Origin of the sequence: Pseudomonas sp. WS 5079, assembly GCF_012985465.1 — a bacterium.
In the GTDB taxonomy this organism is placed as follows: domain Bacteria; phylum Pseudomonadota; class Gammaproteobacteria; order Pseudomonadales; family Pseudomonadaceae; genus Aquipseudomonas.
Genome location: NZ_JAAQWN010000008.1, coordinates 188,318 through 209,606 on the forward strand (window position 1 = coordinate 188,318; position 21,289 = coordinate 209,606).

At 62.1% G+C, this 21,289-nt stretch carries 16 protein-coding genes; 7 read left to right on the forward strand and 9 right to left on the reverse strand.

Translation table 11 applies throughout. The features are described 5' to 3' along the window. Positions 1–56: 56 nt before the first annotated feature. The gene (locus HBO05_RS21600; protein ID WP_172314009.1) at positions 57–4,847 is read right to left on the reverse strand and encodes an NEL-type E3 ubiquitin ligase domain-containing protein; all 4,791 of its coding nucleotides are present in this window, start codon (positions 4,845–4,847) and stop codon (positions 57–59) included. Positions 4,848–5,041: 194 nt separating this feature from the next. Between HBO05_RS21600 and mnmC the strand changes: the two genes are divergently transcribed. The 5 genes from mnmC (at position 5,042) to HBO05_RS21625 (ending at position 12,713) form a co-directional block, all read left to right on the forward strand. Next, on the forward strand, positions 5,042–7,039 hold the full coding sequence (gene mnmC / locus HBO05_RS21605) for a bifunctional tRNA (5-methylaminomethyl-2-thiouridine)(34)-methyltransferase MnmD/FAD-dependent 5-carboxymethylaminomethyl-2-thiouridine(34) oxidoreductase MnmC (protein WP_172314012.1): 1,998 nt from the start codon (positions 5,042–5,044) through the stop codon (positions 7,037–7,039). A 510-nt stretch (positions 7,040–7,549) separates the two neighbouring features. Next, positions 7,550–9,322 carry an N-acetylglutaminylglutamine amidotransferase gene (locus HBO05_RS21610; protein ID WP_172314014.1) on the forward strand — a complete coding sequence of 591 codons (1,773 nt, stop codon included), beginning with the start codon at positions 7,550–7,552 and terminating at the stop codon, positions 9,320–9,322. A gap of 3 nt (positions 9,323–9,325) precedes the next feature. Further along, entirely contained in the window at positions 9,326–11,071 is a 1,746-nt protein-coding gene (gene ngg, locus HBO05_RS21615; RefSeq protein WP_172314016.1) for an N-acetylglutaminylglutamine synthetase, read from the forward strand. Between the two features lie 170 nt (positions 11,072–11,241). Next, positions 11,242–12,426: an osmoprotectant NAGGN system M42 family peptidase gene (locus tag HBO05_RS21620; RefSeq protein WP_115127811.1), complete on the forward strand. Its 1,185-nt coding sequence runs from the start codon at positions 11,242–11,244 to the stop codon at positions 12,424–12,426. 59 nt (positions 12,427–12,485) lie between these two features. Continuing rightward, positions 12,486–12,713, forward strand: a complete 228-nt coding sequence (locus tag HBO05_RS21625) for a YheU family protein (RefSeq protein WP_172314019.1) — start codon at positions 12,486–12,488, stop codon at positions 12,711–12,713. On the opposite strand, the gene csrA is transcribed toward HBO05_RS21625, so the two are convergent. After that, positions 12,710–12,904 carry a carbon storage regulator CsrA gene (gene csrA / locus HBO05_RS21630; RefSeq protein WP_170057027.1) on the reverse strand — a complete coding sequence of 65 codons (195 nt, stop codon included), beginning with the start codon at positions 12,902–12,904 and terminating at the stop codon, positions 12,710–12,712. The two genes, HBO05_RS21625 and csrA, sit on opposite strands and share 4 nt — an antisense overlap. A gap of 174 nt (positions 12,905–13,078) precedes the next feature. Next, entirely contained in the window at positions 13,079–13,894 is an 816-nt protein-coding gene (locus HBO05_RS21635) for an SDR family oxidoreductase (RefSeq protein ID WP_172314021.1), read from the reverse strand. 329 nt (positions 13,895–14,223) lie between these two features. On the opposite strand from HBO05_RS21635, the gene HBO05_RS21640 reads away from it, so the two are divergent. Then, positions 14,224–14,376: a DUF3309 family protein gene (locus tag HBO05_RS21640; RefSeq protein WP_032863216.1), complete on the forward strand. Its 153-nt coding sequence runs from the start codon at positions 14,224–14,226 to the stop codon at positions 14,374–14,376. A gap of 68 nt (positions 14,377–14,444) precedes the next feature. On the opposite strand, the gene HBO05_RS21645 is transcribed toward HBO05_RS21640, so the two are convergent. The 5 genes from HBO05_RS21645 to HBO05_RS21665 all read right to left on the reverse strand — a co-directional run bounded on the left by HBO05_RS21645 (position 14,445) and on the right by HBO05_RS21665 (position 20,209). Next, positions 14,445–16,532 carry an LTA synthase family protein gene (locus HBO05_RS21645; protein WP_170057025.1) on the reverse strand — a complete coding sequence of 696 codons (2,088 nt, stop codon included), beginning with the start codon at positions 16,530–16,532 and terminating at the stop codon, positions 14,445–14,447. Positions 16,533–16,926: 394 nt separating this feature from the next. Further along, a complete protein-coding gene (locus tag HBO05_RS21650) occupies positions 16,927–17,118 on the reverse strand; it encodes a PLDc N-terminal domain-containing protein (RefSeq protein WP_003172956.1) in 192 nt (63 codons plus the stop codon). A 67-nt stretch (positions 17,119–17,185) separates the two neighbouring features. After that, positions 17,186–17,716, reverse strand: coding sequence for a hypothetical protein (locus HBO05_RS21655; RefSeq protein WP_170057024.1), 531 nt, complete (start codon positions 17,714–17,716; stop codon positions 17,186–17,188). A 41-nt stretch (positions 17,717–17,757) separates the two neighbouring features. After that, positions 17,758–18,273: an ankyrin repeat domain-containing protein gene (locus HBO05_RS21660; RefSeq protein WP_170057023.1), complete on the reverse strand. Its 516-nt coding sequence runs from the start codon at positions 18,271–18,273 to the stop codon at positions 17,758–17,760. Positions 18,274–18,382: 109 nt separating this feature from the next. After that, the gene (locus HBO05_RS21665; protein ID WP_172314023.1) at positions 18,383–20,209 is read right to left on the reverse strand and encodes a long-chain-acyl-CoA synthetase; all 1,827 of its coding nucleotides are present in this window, start codon (positions 20,207–20,209) and stop codon (positions 18,383–18,385) included. A 350-nt stretch (positions 20,210–20,559) separates the two neighbouring features. On the opposite strand from HBO05_RS21665, the gene HBO05_RS21670 reads away from it, so the two are divergent. Further along, a complete protein-coding gene (locus HBO05_RS21670) occupies positions 20,560–20,838 on the forward strand; it encodes a DUF3509 domain-containing protein (RefSeq protein ID WP_038447301.1) in 279 nt (92 codons plus the stop codon). Between the two features lie 53 nt (positions 20,839–20,891). On the opposite strand, the gene HBO05_RS21675 is transcribed toward HBO05_RS21670, so the two are convergent. After that, positions 20,892–21,194, reverse strand: coding sequence for a helix-turn-helix transcriptional regulator (locus HBO05_RS21675; RefSeq protein WP_169952788.1), 303 nt, complete (start codon positions 21,192–21,194; stop codon positions 20,892–20,894). Positions 21,195–21,289: the final 95 nt, after the last annotated feature.

Here is a 21,289-nt window from a genome sequence, read left to right on the forward strand (position 1 = left end):
GGATTGGGCAGCGTGGCGGGCAAGGAATTCCAGGCCACTTGCCGTGGATCAATGGCTCAGCCCTCGGGCACATGGCAGATGCCCAGGTCCTGGTGTTTCAGCATCTGTAGGGTCAGGCGCTCTACCACCTCGGCGATGGCCTGCCGGCGAGGGGCCTGCAGGTCTTGCATTTGCCTGAGGTAGTCGCCGTCGGTGAGGTTCTGGCTGTTCTCGAAGAGCAGTTGCTGCTGTACATCAAAAGGTTCAGTCGCGGCCTGGAAGGTGCTGGGAAATTGCTGCTTGAGATGGGTTTTCCAGAACGACAGTTGCGTCAAAAACTGCAGGAGTGCCGGTGACAGCTCGGCCGTGCGCACCTGGGAATGGGCGAGTGCCAGCCCTTCGGGGGTCACATTGGCAATCGACACATACTGCGCGTATTTGGGTTGCCTCGGCAGTTCCAACTCCTTGGCCAACCCCATGCGAAACGCCAGGCTGACCTCCAGAGGATCCTCGCTGGCATGCTCGGCCGCATAGCCCAGGGCAATTTTTTCCAACTCGCCCAGGCGAAACAGGCGCCGGCCCAGGCTCAGGAATCCGCCGGGGCTGCCCTGCCTGCGCCCGGCCTGTAGCATCGCCTGCTCGACCTCCATCAAGACTTCGATCTGGCTGAAAATATCAGCGGCGCCATCGCCACAATTCACCGGATGCGCCGCCAGCTGAAACACCCGCTCGCGCAGCTCGATACTGTCATGGCTCGACTGCAAGACGTCCCACACCCGCCGGCTCAAATCCTCGCGCACATGCCGGCTGTCAGCGGTCCTGGACAATTGCGCAAGCAACTCGAACAGCGGCGCGCAGTCCGGGTCATCGCGCAGGTTGGCCCAGATGCCGCGCTTGATCGCATTGCGATTGGCCACTTCATCCGGCAGCCACAACGCCCGGGCTTTCAACTCGGTGAAGCGCGATTGATCGTCATCGACATAGCCCATGCCAATACCCACCGCCTCGCGGTAGCGCGTGAGCGCTGTCACCGCCGAGGTGGACAACGGGTTGCCCGCCAGGTTGAGTGCCTGGCTGAAACTGCGGGTGGCGCTAAACAGCCATTCGGGCAGCAGGGTGATCCAGTTGTCGCGCAGGTCCACCTGGTCCAGATAGGCCAGGCGCCCGAGCCCGGAGGGCACGTCGACGATGCGGGTGTCCTGTAGCAACAGCGTATGCAAGCCGCGCATGGCGCTGACATCCAAGTGCCCTTCCACCGGGTTGTGGCTCAGGTCCAACAGCTGCAACGTGCTCATATCGGCGAGCTTGCGCCGGGTGTATTCGGTCAACGCCAACTGATTGTGGGACAACGACAGGCTGCCCAGATCAGGCATGCGCGACAGATATTCCGGCAACCGGGTCAGGCGGTTACGGTCCAGGTCCAGGCGGCGCAGCCCCTTGAAGCACTTGAGGAAATAAGCCACGTCATCACCCAGGCGCATATTGCGCAGTGACAGGCGCTGCACATGGTCGAAGCGAATTTCAGGCGGCAGGTTCGGCAACGAGCCCACGCGCATCCCGTCCAGGGACAGGCCAGCAACGGGCAGCTCGCGCTCATTGGGCATAAAGCTCTGCTGGCGCCAGAAGGCCTCGATACGCTCGGCCACTTGCTGGCGGCTCTGGCGGATGTTCCTCAGGCCCGGTTGCTGCTCCAAGCCGCCGATGTCGTTTTTCCAGTGTTTGAGTACCGCACGCAGGCGCCCAAGCTCGGCGCGCAGACGCTCTACCGCATGGGCACGAGCAAGTTCGTCGGCCCCCAGGCCCTGCAGCAACGCAGAGGCTTGAGCCTGCGTGAACAGCGGATAAAGCCACTGCAACTTGCGCACCAGGGGCGAGTTTTGGGTAAAAGAGCCGGTGGGTGAATCCGCCACACGGCAAGGTGCTTGCACTGCCTGGGGCTCCAGTGCCCCATCGGAAAACGCCTCGGCGGCGCGATCACGCTCACTCTGGGCCCTGGCGGCAATCAAGCGGCGCAACCGCCATCCATGCTCGGCCTGCGCCTGGGGCCTGCCCAGGGTGCTTGCGTCTTCAATGGCCTCAAATAGCCCGTCCACTCCAGAACGCACACTCCCCAGGCTCAGGCCACTGGCATCGAACGCCTGGAACCCTGCAGCCGTACGCACCACCACCAGCCGCACACTGGCACCTTCGACGGCGCCCACGGCCAGTAACGCCCCCTGGGGTGAATCTGCGCGCATCTCCAGGTGCAGCCGGGGATCCCAACCCTCGATGCGCGGCAGCGTGCGCACCGCCACGCACTGGGTGTCGAGGCCGGCCAATTCCGGCTGTTCGAAACCGGCCAAGGCGCGGTCCAGGCGTTGTTCGGCCAGCGCAGCACGCACCGCCTCTGCCAGGCCCATGGGCACTCGCTGCTGCTCGCGCAGCAACTCGAGCTCCACCGACGAGGCGCGCGCCATCAACTCGCGCATCACCCTGGACGGCAATTGCGCATAGGTGCTGCGCAGTACCGCCCACTCCTCGGGCACTGGCCCGTCGTAGGCCTGGTACATCTGCTCAAACAGCGGCTTGCGATCCGCCTTGAGGTGCGCCAGTAAGCGCCGCGCCAACACCCCATGTTGCTGGTCGGCAGCAACGTCCTCCCCCAACAGGGCGAGTTTTTGCGATTCGTCGAGCTCCGACAGCAGCACATCAAACACTTGCCCTTCAGCCACTGCGTGCTGCGTGATTGGCAGCCGATGAGTGCCACTAGCGGGGTAACGCGCCGTCACCGCGCCCTGCCCATCCACCACCTCGAAATAGCGTCCCTCGGGCCAACCCGGCAACAGCGCCAAGGCCTGCATCTGCGCGGTCGCGTGTTCAGCGTTGAGGTACACACCACGCTCCAGCAGCCAGATCAGGTCGCGAATCGATTGCTCCACCCGGAACCGCTCATACACATCACGAAAGCGCGCGGGAAAGGGCAAGCACTCGCGAGCCAGGTGGTACGCCCAGGGGGGCTGCATATCCAGGATGTCGCTGACCAGGCGCAGCTTGCGCGAATCCAGGTGGGGGTGACGACTGCCGGGCTCCAGGCGCGAGAACAGGTAATTCTGGTCCTCCCAGCGTTCAGGCTGTTCGAATGCAAAGCGCCAGGCGCCCTCGCCGTTGTGCAGGAGCGCAGGGCGATAGGCATCCTGGCGTGTCGGATGGAGGGCGTGCCATTGGCCCAGCTTGGCGTCAAAGGCAATCCGATGAACGAAACCGACCACTTTGACGTAGCAATGGCCGCCAATCCGGTAGATGCCTTCTGCGTCCGCCATCACGTTCTCGGGCAACTGCTGACGGTGCGCGTACCGGGCAATATCGGGCCGCCAGAGCCGCAGATGTCCATCGGTCGAGCGCACCGCTTCCAGCTCCGCAAAAAAGCGCCCCATGCTCAACTGCGCACGCTTCAACACGTTGCCCACCACTTTGGCGCCGGCTGCGAACACCACCATCGAGGTGATACTTTGCGCCACCGCGCCCAGTTGCCTGAGCGCCTCGCCCTTGTCCCCCCGCCGCCAGTCCTCGATGCCGTCATACACCTCGCCGAGCAGTTGCCCCACCGCCACGCCCGTCATCAGCAGGGCCAAGGCCGGGACGACAAAACCGGCGAGGTTGAGCAAGGTCAATCCAGCCTCCAGATACTCCATCAGGCGCTGCTTGCGCACCTCTTCGTCCACGTCCGCCACGGGCACCGCCAGCGTGCGCGCATCGATCTGCAACTTGCCCACGTAAGTACTGAAAAAGTGCCTGGCCAGGCTCACCATGACGGGCCGGGCCTCCAGCACGCCAAGGCTGCGGTGCTCGTCGAATCGCGAGAAAAACCCCACCCGGTCAACCTCCCCCAGGTAGCCGGTAAAGAAGCGCCGATAGCTGCTCACTTCCAGCTTCAGTTCCAGGTAAACCTTGAAGTCGTTGAGGGATGGGTACTCGAAAAACGGCCGCTGCGGTTCATTGGGCATGTAGACCACACAAGGCTGCTGGGGGTATTCGCCAATCGGGCGGGCCGAAAACACCAGCACGCTCCACAGGCAGCAATCGCGTGCATTGAGGCCTTGCCAGAGCACCGGGCGCCCTTGGTACAGCTGGCTCTTCGCCGCGGCCGGGCTGAGGTCCTGCTCCAGCAATGCACACAACATGGCGTAGGTTTCGCGGCTGATATCGCCGCGCATCAGGGCGATATGGGCATCGATCTTTACGTCCAGGGTTTTCATCCGGCCGATCGACAGCGCCACGTCACTGGCAACGCCCTCGTCGCGATCGAGGTGGAACACCTCATTGATGTGCTGCTGGTACCGACGCCCGAGGTCGAGCGCCCGGCAACCTTCGGCAAACTCATGGGGCGCAACGCCGATAACGCTGCGGTCTTGCGCTTGCAGCCGCGACTCGAGGGGATATCGCTCGGCAAGGGCCTCATCCGCCGAAAAGTTCTGCATGGCCCTATGCAACAGGCTCTGTTTTTCCAGGCGCACGGTGCGCTCATACTCGCGCGGCAACACATCTGCCTGATACTCGTAGAAGGCCCGGATAAACAGGTCCTTTTTTGGCTCCAGCGTGACCTGCCACTGCGCCTGGCCGTAGACCTGCAACTGCTCGCTGCAAAACTCGTCCAGACTGCGCAATGCCTGCAAGTGCTGCGTGACGCCCGCCTTGGCCTCTTCAACATACGCCGCGTCCCGCTCCAGCGCCTCCAGCAACCCTGGCGGGGAATTGATCATCCAGCTCGGCAGACGCTGTTGCAGGACCTGGGCCTTGGCCAGGTCGCCAGTCATCTCCAGCAAGGCAGCTTGCAACTGCTGCCGGGTCAATTGAGTGAATGTGTGGGTCAAATCAGCCTGTGCCTGCATGCGCAATGTTCCTTATTGCCATGGATCAAAACACCACGATACCCGCTGCGCCATGCTCGATTAACGCTGATTCCTGATCGCTTGCGCGCCATTGCAGAGGTTTTTTGCATGGATCAAATAGCCGGCTAACACCCGCGCCAACCCTGGCCCCCGTGATCGACTAGAATGGCCGCCTTGCCTTTGCCGAGTTGCCCATGAACCCCGTACAGCCCAATGCCCAGCTCGACTGGGACGACCAGGGACGCCCGCGCTCGCGGGTGTTCGACGACGTGTATTTTTCCGACCAGTCGGGCCTGGAAGAAACCCGCTACGTGTTCCTTGAACAGAACCGCCTGCAAGAGCGCTTTGCCGCGCTGCCGGTGGGTGGGCGCCTGGTGATCGGGGAAACGGGGTTTGGCACCGGGTTGAATTTTCTGTGTGCCTGGCAACTGTTTGCACAGCACGCGACGCCGGGGGCGCGCCTGCATTTTGTCAGTGTGGAAAAGTACCCGCTGAGCCACGCCGACCTGCAACGCGCCCTCGCCCTCTGGCCAGAGCTCAAACCGTTGGCCGAGCAATTGCTGGCGCAGTACATCGCCATCCACCCGGGTTTCCAGCGCCTGGTCCTGGATAACGGGCGGGTGACGCTGACGCTGCTGATCGGCGATGCCCTGGAGCAACTGCCGCAGCTCGACGCCCAGATCGACGCCTGGTTCCTCGATGGTTTTGCCCCGGCGAAAAACCCCGAGATGTGGACCGCCGAGCTGTTCGCCGAACTGGCGCGCCTGGCTGCCCCCGGCTCGACCATCAGCACCTTCACCAGCACCGGCTGGGTGCGGCGCCTGCTCAATGGCGCCGGGTTCAAGATGAAACGCACGCCGGGCATCGGCCATAAGTGGGAAATCCTGCGCGGTGAGTTTCTTGGCTGGCCGGCCGACGCGGCGCCAGTTGCGGCGATCAAGCCGTGGTTCGCCAGGCCACCGGCCCCCAAAGGCGAACGGCGGGCCCTGGTGATCGGCGGCGGCATGGCCGGTTGCGCCAGCGCGGCCAGCCTCGCCGCACGGGGCTGGCAAGTCAGCCTGCTGGAACGGCATGCCGGCCTGGCCCAAGAGGCCTCGGGCAATCCGCAAGGGGTGCTCTACCTCAAGCTGTCGGCCCATGGCACGGCCCTTTCGCAGATGATTGTCAGCGGGTTCGGGCATACCCGGCGCCTGCTGGAACACTTGCAACGGGGGGTGGATTGGGACGGTTGTGGCGTGCTGCAACTGGCGTTCAATGCCAAGGAGGCCGAACGCCAGGCGCAACTGGCCCAGGCATTTGCCCCTGACTTGCTGCACCTGCTGGACCGGGATCAGGCCCAGGCCCGCGCCGGGATTGGCCTGGAGCATGGCGGGCTGTTTTTCCCCGAGGGCGGCTGGGTGCATCCGCCGGCGTTGTGCCAGTGGCAGGCGAGTCAGCCCGGGATCACGGTGCATGTACATCATCAAGTGTTGGCGCTGCGCAAAGTCAACGATCAATGGCAGGCCTGGGACGGCGACCGGTTGCTGGCCAGCGCCCCCGTGGTGGTGCTGGCCGGGGCGGCCGAGGTCAAGCAGTTTGCCGCCAGCGCCGAGCTGCCCCTCAAGCGCATTCGCGGGCAGATCACCCGCTTGCCACAGACTGCCGCCAGCCAGGCGTTGGCAACCGTGGTCTGCGCCGAAGGCTATGTGGCACCGGCCCGCCTGGGCGAACATACCCTGGGCGCCAGCTTTGATTTCAAGAGCGATGACCTGACCCCCACCGTCGCCGAGCACGCGGGGAACCTGGAACTGTTGCAGGAAATCTCCCCCGACCTGGCCCAGCGCCTGCGCACCGCCACGCTCGACCCGCACACCCTGAAGGGCCGCGCGGCGTTTCGCTGCACCAGCCCGGACTATCTGCCGATTGTCGGGCCACTGGCCGATCCCCAAGCCTTCGCCCTGGCCTTTGCCGCCCTGCGCAAGGACGCCCGCCACACACCGGACACCGCCTGCCCATGGTTGGACGGCCTGTACGTCAACAGCGGCCACGGTTCACGGGGCCTGATCACCGCGCCGCTGTCGAGTGAACTGCTGGCGGCATGGCTGGACAACGAACCGCTGCCCCTGCCCCGCAGCGTGGCCGAGGCCTGTCATCCCAACCGTTTTGCGCTGCGGGCGTTGATTCGCAGCAACGTGGCAAAAACACCTGGCTAAGCTCGCGGCCCGCCACTTTCGGCATACGCCTGCTCAATGGCCAGGAGCACCTGGGAATCGGCCTTGACCAGCCAGGTCGGCAGCCGGTCTTACAAGACCTGCGCCTTGTCCAGGTCACCGGTGAGATCCAGCAGCGTTGCCATCAATTCGTCCTGAGTCACAGGTTCGACAACCTGGCTCAAATGACCTGTTTGCGTCATTCACAACGTTCCTTCATTGCATTGTTCAATGACGCCAGACGATAAGCCCACGCTCGCCTTGAAAAGGTTCAAATAGCTGGGGAGTTGCCTGGCGAAACACCCCATTATTTGCATCTGAGCTTGACCTGTTTACCCCCCGTTTCACCCACGCCCCGCAGGCCGCGGCGTGGCCCGCGACACAAGCAGGCCGTTTGCCATATAACTTATTGATCTAAAACTCCACCTATAGCCACGGGTCAGTCCTTGGGTACCCGCCGTTTTGGCGCGTGCATGTTTGCCCCTCCCCAACGGAAAAACCGGTAAGGACTTTATGTGCGGATTAGCTGGAGAACTGCGTTTGGATCATCAACCTGCCGACCTGGCAGCGGTGGAACGAATCACCCATCACTTGGCGCCACGCGGACCTGACGCGTGGGGCTTCCATGCCCAAGGGCCAATTGCCCTGGGCCATCGTCGCCTGAAAATCATGGACCTGTCGGACGGCTCGGCCCAACCGATGGTCGACGCCCAACTGGGCCTGTCCCTGGCGTTCAATGGCGCGATCTACAACTTCCCGGAGTTGCGCACCGAGCTTGAAGCCCTGGGCTACGCCTTCTATTCGGGCGGTGACACCGAAGTGCTGCTCAAGGGCTATCACGCCTGGGGCGAAGCCTTGCTGCCCAAGCTCAACGGCATGTTTGCCTTTGCCATCTGGGAGCGCGACAGCCAGCGCCTGTTCATCGCCCGCGACCGCCTGGGCGTCAAGCCGTTGTACCTGTCGCGCACCGGCCAGCGCTTGCGCTTTGCCTCGGCGTTGCCGGCGTTGCTCAAGGGCGGTGATATCAACCCGATCCTCGACCCGGTGGCGCTCAATCACTACCTGAATTTCCACGCCGTGGTGCCGGCACCGCGCACCTTGCTGGCGGGCATCGAAAAACTGCCGCCGGCCACCTGGATGCGTATCGAGGCCAACGGTGCCACCGAGCAGAAAACCTGGTGGACCCTGCCCTACGGCCCCCATGACGATGAAAAACACCTGACCCTGGAAGACTGGACCGACCGCGTGCTCGACAGCACCCGCGAAGCCGTGGCCATTCGCCAACGGGCGGCGGTGGATGTGGGCGTGTTGCTGTCAGGCGGTGTGGATTCGAGCCTGCTGGTGGGCCTGCTGCGTGAAGTCGGGGTGCAGGAGCTGTCGACCTTCTCCATCGGTTTTGAAGATGCCGGCGGCGAGCGTGGCGATGAGTTCCAGTACTCCGACCTGATCGCCAAGCATTACGGCACCCGACACCACCAACTGCGCATCGCCGAAAGCGAGATCATCGAGCAGTTGCCGGCCGCGTTCCGTGCCATGAGCGAGCCGATGGTCAGCCATGACTGCATTGCCTTCTACCTGCTGTCGCGGGAAGTGGCCAAGCATTGCAAGGTGGTGCAAAGCGGCCAGGGCGCCGATGAACTGTTCGCCGGTTACCACTGGTACCCGCAGGTGGACGGCGCCAGCGACCCTTACGCGGCTTACCGCGAGGCCTTCTTCGACCGCAGCTACGACGACTACGCGGCCACCGTCGCCCCGCAATGGCTGACCGCCAATGACGCCGCCGGCGACTTCGTGCGCGAGCATTTCGCCCAACCTGGCGCCGAGGCGCCTGTGGATAAGGCCCTGCGCCTGGACAGCACGGTGATGCTGGTGGATGACCCGGTCAAGCGTGTGGATAACATGACCATGGCCTGGGGCCTGGAAGCGCGCACGCCGTTTCTCGACTACCGCCTGGTGGAGTTGTCGGCGCGGGTGCCGGGCCGATTCAAGCTGCCGGACGGCGGCAAGCAAGTGCTCAAGGAAGCCGCGCGCCGGGTCATCCCCAGCGCGGTGATCGACCGCAAGAAGGGCTACTTCCCGGTGCCCGGCCTCAAGCACTTGCAGGGCGATACCTTGAACTGGGTGCGTGACCTGCTGCTGGATCCGAGCCAGGACCGGGGCCTGTTCAACCCGGCGATGCTCGACCGCCTGCTCACCGACCCCCAAGGGCAACTGACGCCGCTGCGCGGCTCCAAGCTGTGGCAATTGGCAGCGCTGAACCTGTGGCTCAGCGAACAAGGAATCTGATTGATGAAACCTCACGCCACGGCCTACAGCCAACGCCTGCTGCGCGGCCAGGCGCCGTCCTACGAACGCCTGCAAGCGCGCCTGGCCGAAGACGGCAGCGAACCGAGCGCGCAACCGATTGCCGTGCATTGCGGGTGGGGCCGGCTGTTGATCGGCCATACCTTCCCCGACCCGGCGAGCCTGGCCCTGGAGCTGCTCAACGAACAGCCGGGAGAACGGGATATCGCCCTGTATGTGGCCGCGCCCCAGCAGATCCTGGGGATCGATCCGCAACAGTTGTTCCTCGACCCCTCCGACACCTTGCGCCTGTGGTTCACCGACTACCGCCCGGCCACCCGGGTGTTTCGCGGCTTTCGCATTCGCCGCGTCCAGAGCGAAGCCGACTGGCAGGCGGTCAATCGCCTGTACCAGGGGCGCGGTATGTTGCCGGTGGATGCCAACCTGCTGACCCCGCGCCACCAGGGTGGCCCGGTGTACTGGCTGGCCGAGGATGAAGACAGCGGCGCAGTGATCGGCAGCGTCATGGGCCTCAATCATCAAAAGGCCTTCCATGATCCGGAAAGCGGCAGCAGCCTCTGGTGCCTGGCCGTGGACCCGCAATGCTCGCGGCCTGGCGTCGGCGAAGTGCTGGTGCGCCACCTGATCGAGCACTTTATGAGCCGCGGCCTGAGTTACCTGGACCTGTCGGTATTACACGACAATCGCCAGGCAAAAAGCCTGTACGCCAAGCTCGGCTTTCGTGCGCTCACCACGTTTGCCATCAAGCGCAAGAACGGCATCAACCAGCCGCTGTTCCTCGGGCCGGGGCCGCAGGCGGGGTTCAACCCCTATGCGCGCATCATTGTCGAAGAAGCGCACCGACGCGGGATTGATGTGCAGGTGGACGATGCCGCAGCCGGGTTGTTCACCCTCAGTCATGGCGGGCGCCGGGTGCGCTGCCGTGAGTCGTTGAGCGACCTGACCAGTGCGATCAGCATGACCCTGTGCCAGGACAAAAGCCTGACCCATAAAGTATTGAGCGCCGCCGGCTTGAAATTGCCAGCGCAACAACTGGCGGCCAGCGCCGACGATAACCTGGAGTTTCTCGACGAACACCAGCGCATCGTCGTCAAGCCCCTGGACGGTGAACAGGGCCAAGGCGTGGCCGTGGACTTGCAGACCATCGAAGAAGTGCAAGGCGCCATCGAGGCGGCGCGCCAGTTTGACTCGCGGGTATTGCTCGAGAGTTTCCACGAAGGCCTGGACCTGCGCATCCTGGTGATCGGCTTTGAAGTGGTGGCCGCCGCGATCCGCCGCCCGGCCCAGGTGATCGGTGACGGCAAGCATAGCGTCGGCGCCTTGATCGAGGCGCAAAGCCGCCGACGCCAGGCGGCCACCGATGGCGAAAGCCGGATCCCCCTGGACGACGAAACCCTGCGCACCTTAAAGGCAGCGGGTTACGACTACGACAGCATCCTGCCTGCGGGCGAAGTGCTGGCGGTGCGGCGTACCGCCAACCTGCACACCGGGGGTTGCCTGGAAGATGTCACGGCGACGCTGCATCCGACGCTGGTGGATGCAGCGGTGCGTGCGGCGCGCGCCCTGGATATTGCGGTGGTCGGCCTGGACCTTATGGTGCCGGCCGCTGACCAGCCGGAGTACGTATTTATCGAAGCCAACGAACGCGCAGGATTGGCCAACCATGAACCGCAACCGACTGCGGAGAAATTCGTGGATCTGTTGTTTCCCCACAGCCAAACCACGGCTTGAGACATGAGCTGTCTGGACGGGCCTCATCGCGGGCAAGCCCGCTCCCACAGGTTGATGTGTGAACACATTTAAAGGTGGGAGCTGGCTTGCCTGCGATGGGGCCGGCCCAGGCAACACATACCCAGCCCCTCATCGAAACCATCGATGCCCTCAACTCATCAGGAGTTTCCATGACCCGAACCATCCCCGAACCGGATCTCAACTACCTGCAGAAAGTGCTGCTGGAAATGCTCGCCATCCCCAGCCCCACCGGGTTTACCGACACCATCGTGCGCTACGTCGCCGAGCGCCTGGAAGAACTGGGCATCCCCTTTGAGATGACCCGGCGCGGCACCATCCGCGCCACCCTCAAGGGCCAGAAAAACAGCCCGGACCGCGCGGTTTCCGCGCACCTGGACACCATCGGCGCCGCCGTGCGGGCGATCAAGGACAATGGCCGCCTGACCCTGGCCCCGGTGGGCTGCTGGTCCAGCCGTTTTGCCGAGGGTAGCCGCGTCAGCCTGTTCACCGACAATGGCGTGATCCGTGGCAGCGTCCTGCCACTGATGGCCTCCGGGCACGCGTTCAATACCGCGGTGGATGAAATGCCAATCAGTTGGGACCATATCGAACTGCGCCTGGACGCCTACTGCGCCACCCGCGCCGATTGCGATTCCCTGGGGATCAGCGTCGGTGATTTCGTGGCCTTCGACCCGCTGCCGGAATTTACCGAAAGCGGCCATATCAGCGCCCGCCACCTGGATGACAAAGCCGGCGTCGCAGCCTTGCTCGCGGCCCTCAAGGCCATCGTCGACAGTGGCGAACCGTTGCTGATCGACTGTCACCCGCTGTTCACCATCACCGAAGAAACCGGCAGTGGCGCGGCCGCCGCCTTACCCTGGGATGTCAGCGAATTCGTCGGCATCGACATTGCCCCGGTCGCCCCCGGCCAGCATTCCAGCGAGCATGCAGTAAGCGTGGCGATGCAGGACTCTGGCGGCCCCTACGACTATCACCTGTCCCGGCACTTGCTGCACCTGGCGGCGGAAAACGACCTGCCGGTACGCCGTGACCTGTTTCGCTATTACTTCAGCGACGCGCACTCGGCGGTCACCGCCGGCCACGATATCCGCACCGCGTTGCTGGCCTTTGGCTGCGATGCGACCCACGGCTACGAGCGCACCCATATCGACAGCCTCGCCGCCTTGAGCCGCCTGCTGGGCGCCTACATCCTCAGCCCGCCGGTATTTGCCAGCGATGCGCAACCGGCCCAGGGCTCCCTGGACCGCTTCAGTCATCAACTGGAACATGAAACACAAATGGAGAGCGACACCCGTGTGCCCTCGGTGGACAGCCTGGTCGGACAGAAATCCTGAGGCTGGCAACTATGATCCCGGCACAGTAGGATCGCCGGGATCCACCATTTGAGGCTTGTATGCTGATTCCCTACGATGCACTTGAAGTCGACACCCTGACCCACCTCATCGAAGACTTCGTGACCCGCGACGGCACCGACAACGGCGACGACACGCCCCTGGAAACCCGCGTACTGCGCGTACGCCAGGCGTTGACCAAGGGCCAGGCGCTGATCGTTTTCGATCCGGAGAGTGAACAGTGCCAGTTGATGCTCAAGCACGACGTGCCCAAGCACCTGTTCGACTAAGGGTTGGCCACGGGCACCGGGTGCCCCTGTAGGCTGCGGATCTTTTCGTAGACCTCCGCCCGATGCACATTGACCCCTGCCGGCGCTTCCACGCCGAGTTTCACCTGGAGGTTGTTGACCTCCAGGATCCGCAGGGTGATGTGATCGCCGATGGAAATGATTTCGCCTACCGCGCGGCTAAGTACCAGCATGGCGTTTGTCCTTTGGAAAGTTACCGGACCGCGACCATGCGCCCTCCCCTACGAGCCATCAATAACCTGCTAGATAAACAGATCCACCCTACAAACCATGGTTGTCTTTACTGACAGACGAATATCAAACAGCCCAGTAAGCCCGCAAAAACATAAACCCATTGTTTATATCTTTCAGCCTTTGGCCGACTGCGCCTTGGCGCGCATTTTTTCCGACATGTTGGTCATTTCGTCATACAGCAACTGCGGATTTTTCTGCTTCAGTGCCCAGGCCATCCGCCCCTGTTCGTGAGGCAGGATCATGAATTCACCGACGGCCACACGCTGGTAGATGTAATCGGCAATGTCTGCTGCAGTGATGGGCGAACTTTCCAGCAATTTGCCGACCTGGGCCTTCATCGCCGGGGTCGGGCCGCGGAATGAGTCCAGCAGGTTGGTCTGGAAGAACGACGGGCACACCACATGCACCCCGACCTCCTGCTGCTTGAGTTCCACCAGCAGGCTTTCCGAGAGCGCCACCACACCGGCCTTGGCCACGTTGTAGTTGCTCATGGCCGGGCCTTGCATCAGGGCCGCCATGGAGGCGATGTTGATGATTCGGCCCTTGCTCTTTTCCAGCAGCGGCAGGAAGGCCTTGCAGCCCTTGACCACGCCCATCAGGTTGATTGCGATCTGCCAATCCCAATCCTCCAGGGACAGCTCGCTGAAGAACCCACCGGAGGCGACCCCGGCGTTGTTGACGATCACATCAATGCCGCCCAGCTTGACCTCACAGGCCTGGGCAAAGGCCGTGAGCTGGCTGTAGTCACGCACGTCACAGCGCTGGATAAACCCGTCGCCACCGGCCTGGCGCACCAGCGCGAGGGTTTCCTGCAAGCCCGGCTCGCTGACATCCGACAAGGCCAGTTGCCAGCCTTCGCGGGCCCAGCGCAGAGCGATTTCGCGACCCATGCCGGATCCGGCGCCGGTGATCATCATGCGATTTTGCATAGGAAGTAGCCTTGTGGTTCAGGGAGGAAGTAAGCGCCAGTGTAGCGAAGGTTATTCACCGGCCCATGCACCATCAAGTTGCTGAATGCCCGGGGCAAACCAAAAGCCCGGTCGGATGCCGGGGCCTGGGGTAAGTTCAATCTTTTTAAACTAAGTGCGACACAGCACAACAATTAAAAAGGAAATAAGCCAGCGGCCAAATCGCATTAAAAAAACAGGGAATTTTCTGCAAAGTGCAGGAGTCGGATCAGTTAAGGCAGCCGTTTTAGATGTTCGGCTCTGGTATTAACAATCAGGTCTTTTCAGAAGACGAATAAGGAAAACACACTATGAGCCTCATTCTTATCATTGTTCTGATCCTCCTGCTGGTCGGCGGTCTGCCGGTGTTCCCGCACTCGCGCAACTGGGGTTATGGGCCATCGGGTATTCTCGGCACGGTGCTGGTGGTGCTGTTGATTCTGTTGCTGCTGGGCAAGATATAACCCCCCAGCGTTAAAAAAATGCAAAAAAAAGAGGCCTTGTAAAAGGCCTCTTTTTTATTGCCGGGCGATTAGTCCGGCTTGCCGTCCACTACGCCTGCGGTGTTATCCAGCAGGCTCTTGGTGGCGGTTTGCAGGAATGACTCAAGTTTCTGCTTGAGTTGCGCCTCATCCGCCGATTCAGGGATCACCTTGCCACTTGGGTTAGCGCCCAGTTCGTATTGCCACAGCTTGGGTGGCATTTCCTTGGGCAGAACCAACACGCGGTCAGCGGTGAGCAAGGCCACGGTCTGGTCGCTGCCCGAGGGCTTGATCACGCCAAAGCCCTTGTCGCCTTCCGGCAGGTTGAGCAGGTCACGGCCCCAGCACTGGTGGCGGGTTTCCCCGCCCAGGCGGCCCATGATGGTCGGCACGATATCGATCTGCGTGCCCACGGTGTGGTCACGCACACCGAACTTGTCCTGCACGCCCGGTGCGATCAGCAGCAGCGGCACGTTGAAGCGGCCCAGGTCCATTTCGGTGATCTGTTGCTCGTTACCAAAACCATGGTCGCCGACGATCACAAACAGGGTGTCCTTGAAGTACGGCTCCTTGCGGGCCTTCTCGAAGAACTGGCCCAGGGCCCAGTCGGAGTAGCGCATGGCCGTCAAATGCTCGTTGAGGCGGCCACGGTCAGTCACCGCCTCGACCGGCAACGGCGTCGGCAAGGCGTACGGCGTATGGTTGGACAGGGTTTGCAGCAGAGCGTAGAACGGCTTGCCGCCTTCACGTGCCTTCAACTCCTGCAGGCCACGATTGAACATGTCCTGGTCGGACACGCCCCAGGTCGGATCGGAGAACACCGGGTCGACGAAGTCATTGCGGCCAATGAAGTTGGTCATGCCCTGGTTGCTGAAGAAGCCCGACTGGTTGTCCCAGGCGAAGTCGCCGTTGTAGACATACACGTCGTCGAAATCACGGGCACTGAGCAATTGCGGCAGGCCCGACAGCTTGTGGCTGCCTTCGGGGGTCTGCATCAGGTATTCGAAGCCTGGCAGGTTCGGGAAGCAGGCCATGGTGGCGAACATGCCCTGGTGGGTATGGGTGCCATTGGAGAAGAAGCGGTCGAACAGCAGGCCTTCCTTGGTCAACTCGTCGAAGTACGGCGTGATCTTGCCGCCACTGCCCAGGGCGCCCACTGAGTGACCGGCGAAGCTTTCCATCAGGATCACCACGACGTTCTTGATCGGCAGGGTCTTCTCGGCCGGCGGCGTGAAGTCACGGCGCACGGCGGCGGTGTCGGTATCCACCAGTTTTTCGTCAGGCAGCACCAGCATGTCGCGCACGGTCTGGGTGGCCAGCGGCTGCTCCAGGGTGGCTTTCCAGACGTTCTCGCGGTGCTCGGAGAACCGCGCCTTGGCCGCCCCGATCAGCGACAACGTACCGTTGAGGCCCAGGTGGTTGGCGAAGTTCGAGTCGGTGGTGTACACGTCACCCCAACGCAGCGGCGGGCCCTGGCGCAGGGTGCCGCGCGCGGCGACCACGGCAATCAGCAGGCACACCACGAACACCGCGATGCGGCTGTACCACGGCGCGACCTGGCGGGTGCCGACGGTGCCACCGCTGAACGGGCCACGGGGGCGCGTTGCGCGGTCGGCGCCCTTGAAGGCGATGCTCAGGATAAACGTACCCACGGCCCAGCCCAGCAGGTAGCGCACCACCGGGAAACCGTACCAGAGCATGCTCATCACGGTTTTCGGATCTTCCTTGACGTACTGGAAGACCAGGCCGTTGAGGCGCTGGTGGAACTCGCGGTAGAAGTCCATCTCCATCAGGCCGAGGAACAGCGCAATGCTGGAGACCACGGTCAGCCACAGCCGGAAGAACCCGCGGGCGGCCATGGCGCGCACGCTGAACAGGGCCAGGATCAGCGGGATGCTCAGGTACACCACCAGGCGCAAGTCCAGGCGCAGGCCATTGGCGAACGCTTCCAGGAAGGTCGCGGCCGGGGTGTCGAGCATCATGTCGCGGTTGTACACCAACAGTCCCAGGCGCAGCAGGGAAAGCATCACCATCATGACCAGGGCGCAGAGCAGCGTGTAGGCCAGGTGGGATTTGACGGTCGGTTGCAGCAGGCGACTAGCAGCTCGCTGCTGATTCAGGGCGTCCGGGTTTGCCATGTTGTTTGAGGACCCATTGGAAGTTTAAGTTGCGAAATAATGCAGCGGCGTCCTGCCCCGCCAATAAAGGCGCAGGGTCCAGGGTATTACGCGGTGGGCAGATGGTGCCCGATCAACGTCGGCAACGCTATTGATTACTCATTGCGCAGGGCTCCTGGCGGCACAGACGGACCGTGGCAGGAAAATAAAGCGGGGGAATTGTCTTGGATGAAGTGTGAAAATTTTGTGCAGCGAATATCTCGAAACACAAATCTACAGAACACAGCGTAATTAAAGGTGGGAGCGGGCTTGCTCGCGATAGCGGTGTATCAGTACCAGATTGATTGGCTGACACACCGTTATCGCGAGCAAGCCCGCTCCCACATTATTTATATCTGCTTGTACCCGCTGAGGGTCAGATCCGCACATTGCCCCGTGGCCCGGCGATGGCCCAGATAATCAGGCCCAGTACCGGCAACAGCAGGATCAACAGGATCCACAACACTTTGGCCCCGGTGCTGGCGCCGCTTTTGAACACGTTGATGATCGCCCAGATATCCAGCGCCAGGATGATCAACCCGATCAGACCATTAAATGTGGAACCCATGGTGTCGCTCCTAAGTGAGGGTTTGCCTGTTTAGGATAGCCAGCCCTGACGAGGGTTCCGTTTTATTTCAGACATGCACTGCGATGCGCAGGGCTTCCAGGGACGGTTCGCCCTTGATCCCGAGTTCGGCACACAACGCCAGCACCCGTGACACGTCGTTGCCATATACCAACACCGCCTGGATCTCGTCATCGAGCAACTGGCTGAAGTTCATCAGGGTATAGCCGCCGTTTTCCGGGTTCATGGCGTCGAGCTGGATCTGGATGCGATTGAGCGCCGTCAGGGCTTCGGTCTTGGCCAGTTGCTTGGGCTTGAGGTTGAACGCTACGTCGGGGCCAAAGGAGGCGACGATCTGGGCGAACAGGTCCTGGTAGGTATCGGCCTGGAACAGCACCGTCTCCGGCAGGCTGCCCACCACAATCCACTCGCCCAGGGGGATGGGGAAGCTGTCGTCGTAGTTGATATCGGGGTTGGCCGCCAGGAATCCATCGGCATCGGCGTAGGCCTGACTGGCCTCATCGGCGATCCGCACGATCTCGGCGTCGCCCAGGCAACCGGAACTGATTTTAGTGATGAGTTCGACGAGCGCGGTGTTCATGGGCGAATCCTGTGGCGAGGCTGATTTTGAGGGCGCAAAGCCTACACCAGTTTTTGCAACTGCGCCGTCGTATCCGCTGCTCCCATGGCCTGGGCCGCACCCAGCGCGGTCACACCCTGGGCATCCGTGGCCTTGGGGTTGGCCCCGACGCTGAGCAGGTACTCGACCATCTCGGTACGGTTGAACATCGCCGCCATCATCAGCGCCGTGCGGCCATCGGCAGAAGCGCCGTCAACCGGGCTGCCGCCCTCGATCAACGCCTTGACCACCGCCAGGTTGCCCTTGAATGCCGCGCCGGCAATCGGCAGTTGGTTCTTATCGTTGGCGATCTGCGGGTCGGCCTTGAACTCCAGCAGCACCTTCACCGCCTCGGCGTGCCCGTGGTAGGCGGACAACATCAACAAGGTGTCGCCATTGTGGTTACGCAGATTGACCGGCAAGCCCTTGGCCAGCAGCGCGGCCAGCATGGCGGCATCGCCTCGACGGGCGACGTCGAAGACCTGCTCGGCAAATTCGGCGGCTTCTTCTTCGGTCATTTGTTTGGCTTGATCTGACATCTGCGGCTCCCTGGAGGGTGTGGCGTAAGGCCGTCAGTTTCCCGAGCAGCGCCACGCCTGTCACCCCTTTTCTATCGAAAGCTTCGATAGCCAGACTCTATCAAGTGCCTTAGTAGCGATACTTTCCGCCCTGGATATCCGCCAGCACCTGGCCGGTTACCGGTACGTAGGCATCCGTACCCGGCAGCCAGGCATACAGTGGATCGTCGCCGACCCGGGCCGGGTCGAACGCCTCTTCCTTGAGCCGCACCTTCTGGTACTTGAAGGTGCCGGTGGTTTCCATCTTCACCTTGATCCGCAGGAACAGCGGCACCGCATAGGCTGGCATCTGGCTCTGGGCGAACTGCAGCAACGCCTGCATATCCAGGGTGGCCAGGGATTCGGACGGGGTAATCGCGGCCATTCCGGCACGACCGTTGGTGTTGGCGATCTCCACCCCGTAGGCCACCGCCTCAGTGATCTGCGGGTGCTGCATAAAGATGTTCTCCACTTCGGTGGTGGAGACGTTCTCGCCCTTCCAGCGATAGGTGTCGCCCAGGCGGTCGACGAACTGCGCATGGCCAAAGCCGATACTGCGCAACAGATCGCCGGTGTTGAAATAGCGATCGCCCTTCTCGAACACATCACTCAACACCACCTTGCGGTTCTTTTCCGGGTCGGTGTAGCCATCGAACGGCGCTTTGTCGTCGATCCTGGCCAGCAGCAGGCCCTGGCCGCCCTTCTGCACTTCACGCATAAACCCATTGCTGCCACGGATCGGCTCGCAGGTGTCGTGGGCGTAGTCCACCAGCGCCCAGTGCATCAGGGAAAAGCCGATGGTGTTGTCGAAATTCAGCACGTTGGTGAAGCCGATATTGCCGTCGCTGGCCGCGTACAGCTCGCAGATATGATCGACGCCAAAGCGCTCCTTGAACGGCCCCCAAACACCGGGACGCAAGCCGTTGCCGATCATCTTCACCACGCGGTTGTCGCGGTCGCGCTCGCTGGGCGGCTGGTCGATCAGGTAGCGGCACAACTCGCCGACGTAACCCAGGGTAGTTGCGTTGAATTTGCGCACATCGTCCCAGAACTGGCTGGCGCTGAACTTGCGGCGGATGGCAAACCCCGACGCGCCGGCAATCGCCGAGCCCCAGCACACACACAGCCCGGTGGCGTGGTACAGCGGCAGGGTGCAATAGACGACGTCTTCAGGACCCATGTCCAGGGCAATGGTGCCGAAGCTGGCCGAGGACTTCATCCAGCGGCCATGCTTGAAGATGCCGGCCTTGGGCAAGCCCGTGGTGCCGGAGGTGTAGATATAGAAGCAGGGGTCGTTGAAGTAGATCTGTTGGCTGCTGGCCGGGTTATCCGTCGAGCAGTCCGCGCTGGCGGCCATCAGGTCGATATAGCCCTGGGGCACCGGCGCCGCCTGCTGATCGGCGACATACCAGGTACGCAGCGGATCAATCGCCACCTGCCCCCGCACCGCGTCGAAGGCCTCGACCAATTCGGCGCCGACTACAATCGCCACGGGGTTGACCAGGGTCAGGCTATGCACCAGCACCGCCTGGGTTTGCGCGGTGTTGAGCATGGCGCAGATACCGCCGATCTTGGCCACCGCCAGTACAGTCAGCAACAGCTCAGGGCGGTTTTCGATAAATAGGGCGACCACATCGCCCTTGCCAATGCCTTGGGCCTGCAAGTGATGGGCGATGCGATTGGCGTGCTGGTTGGCCTGGCGGTAACTGAGCACCTGGTCGCCATATAACAGCGCGGCGCCCTCGGGGTTGCGCTGGGTAGCCTGCTCGAAGGTCCAGCCCAGCCCGCAGGGCTGGTCGGGGTCAGTGATGTTGGCGACGCGGATCCCGCGCACCAACCGTGGCAGGGCCCTGACAATGGTCGGCACCTTACGCAACATCATGCCGAGGGTGATCATCTCGCTGTTCGGATTGCTCATGCACAGAAGTCCTTTTTCTTATTGTTGGTAGGGTGCGCGGGCCTTCATGCGGCGTAGGACCGTTCCTGAATGCCTTGCAGGAAAATACGCCAGCCGTTCCTTGGCTGTACACGCAGGATTTGCAATGTTTTGTATCCCGCCCAGAGGTGAACGCCAGCACCGCTCGTCAGCGGCCAATAGCGCAAAATGCAGGATGCACGATGGCCATTCATGCATATTGCACGAATCTGAAAATTTCGAATTTTTATAAGATGCTGATTTATATGATGTTTTTATAAATAGCGATACTGGCACAATCACTGCACCTATCACTCCATGCCGCACAACACGAGCCAATGGAGCCGATAGACATGAGCCTGATCCAAGACAAATTCGCTTCTGTATTCTCCAACTACGACGTCACCACCCAGCCACGTCCCGACGGTGGCATCCTGCTGACCCTGCGCAACACCGAGGGCAAGCAGATCAAGCGCTCGATCTCGTACCAGCAACTGCACACCGCCGACCAACTGACCTGGGTCATTAGCGCAATCCGCCGTGACCTGGCAGAACAGGCCAGCGAGTTGCCACAGATTTCGATGCTGCAAAGCCAGCATCGCTTTGCCCTGCCGACCTACCACTCGGCCTGAGTACCAGCTTGTTTCCCAGGGCCGTGAAGCCGTTGCGCTTCACGGCCCTTTTTTTACCCGCATAAACCGCGCCGGATCGCTTCGCTTGCCGCCTGGACCCGGTTATTGACGTGCAACTTGCTGTAGATATTGCGCAAATGAAACTTCACCGTGGCCTGTGAGACACAGCGGATCCGGCTGATTTCCCACACTGTCTTGCCCTCCGTGGCCCAGCGCAGTATTTCCAACTCCTTGGCGGTCAACGGTTTATCCGGCAACGCCAGTTGCGCGCCGCCGGCCTGGCCGTCGCATGCCTGTACACAGGCTTCGTCTGCCGCAGGCTCCACGGATGGGGTTGGCTCCTCTGGGCTGCTCATACATACCTCTCCGTCTCTTATTGATTTGCACTGTCAATAATCGGATTCCTCCTATTGACAGACGAAATACACAGCGACGGGAGAGTTACATAAAG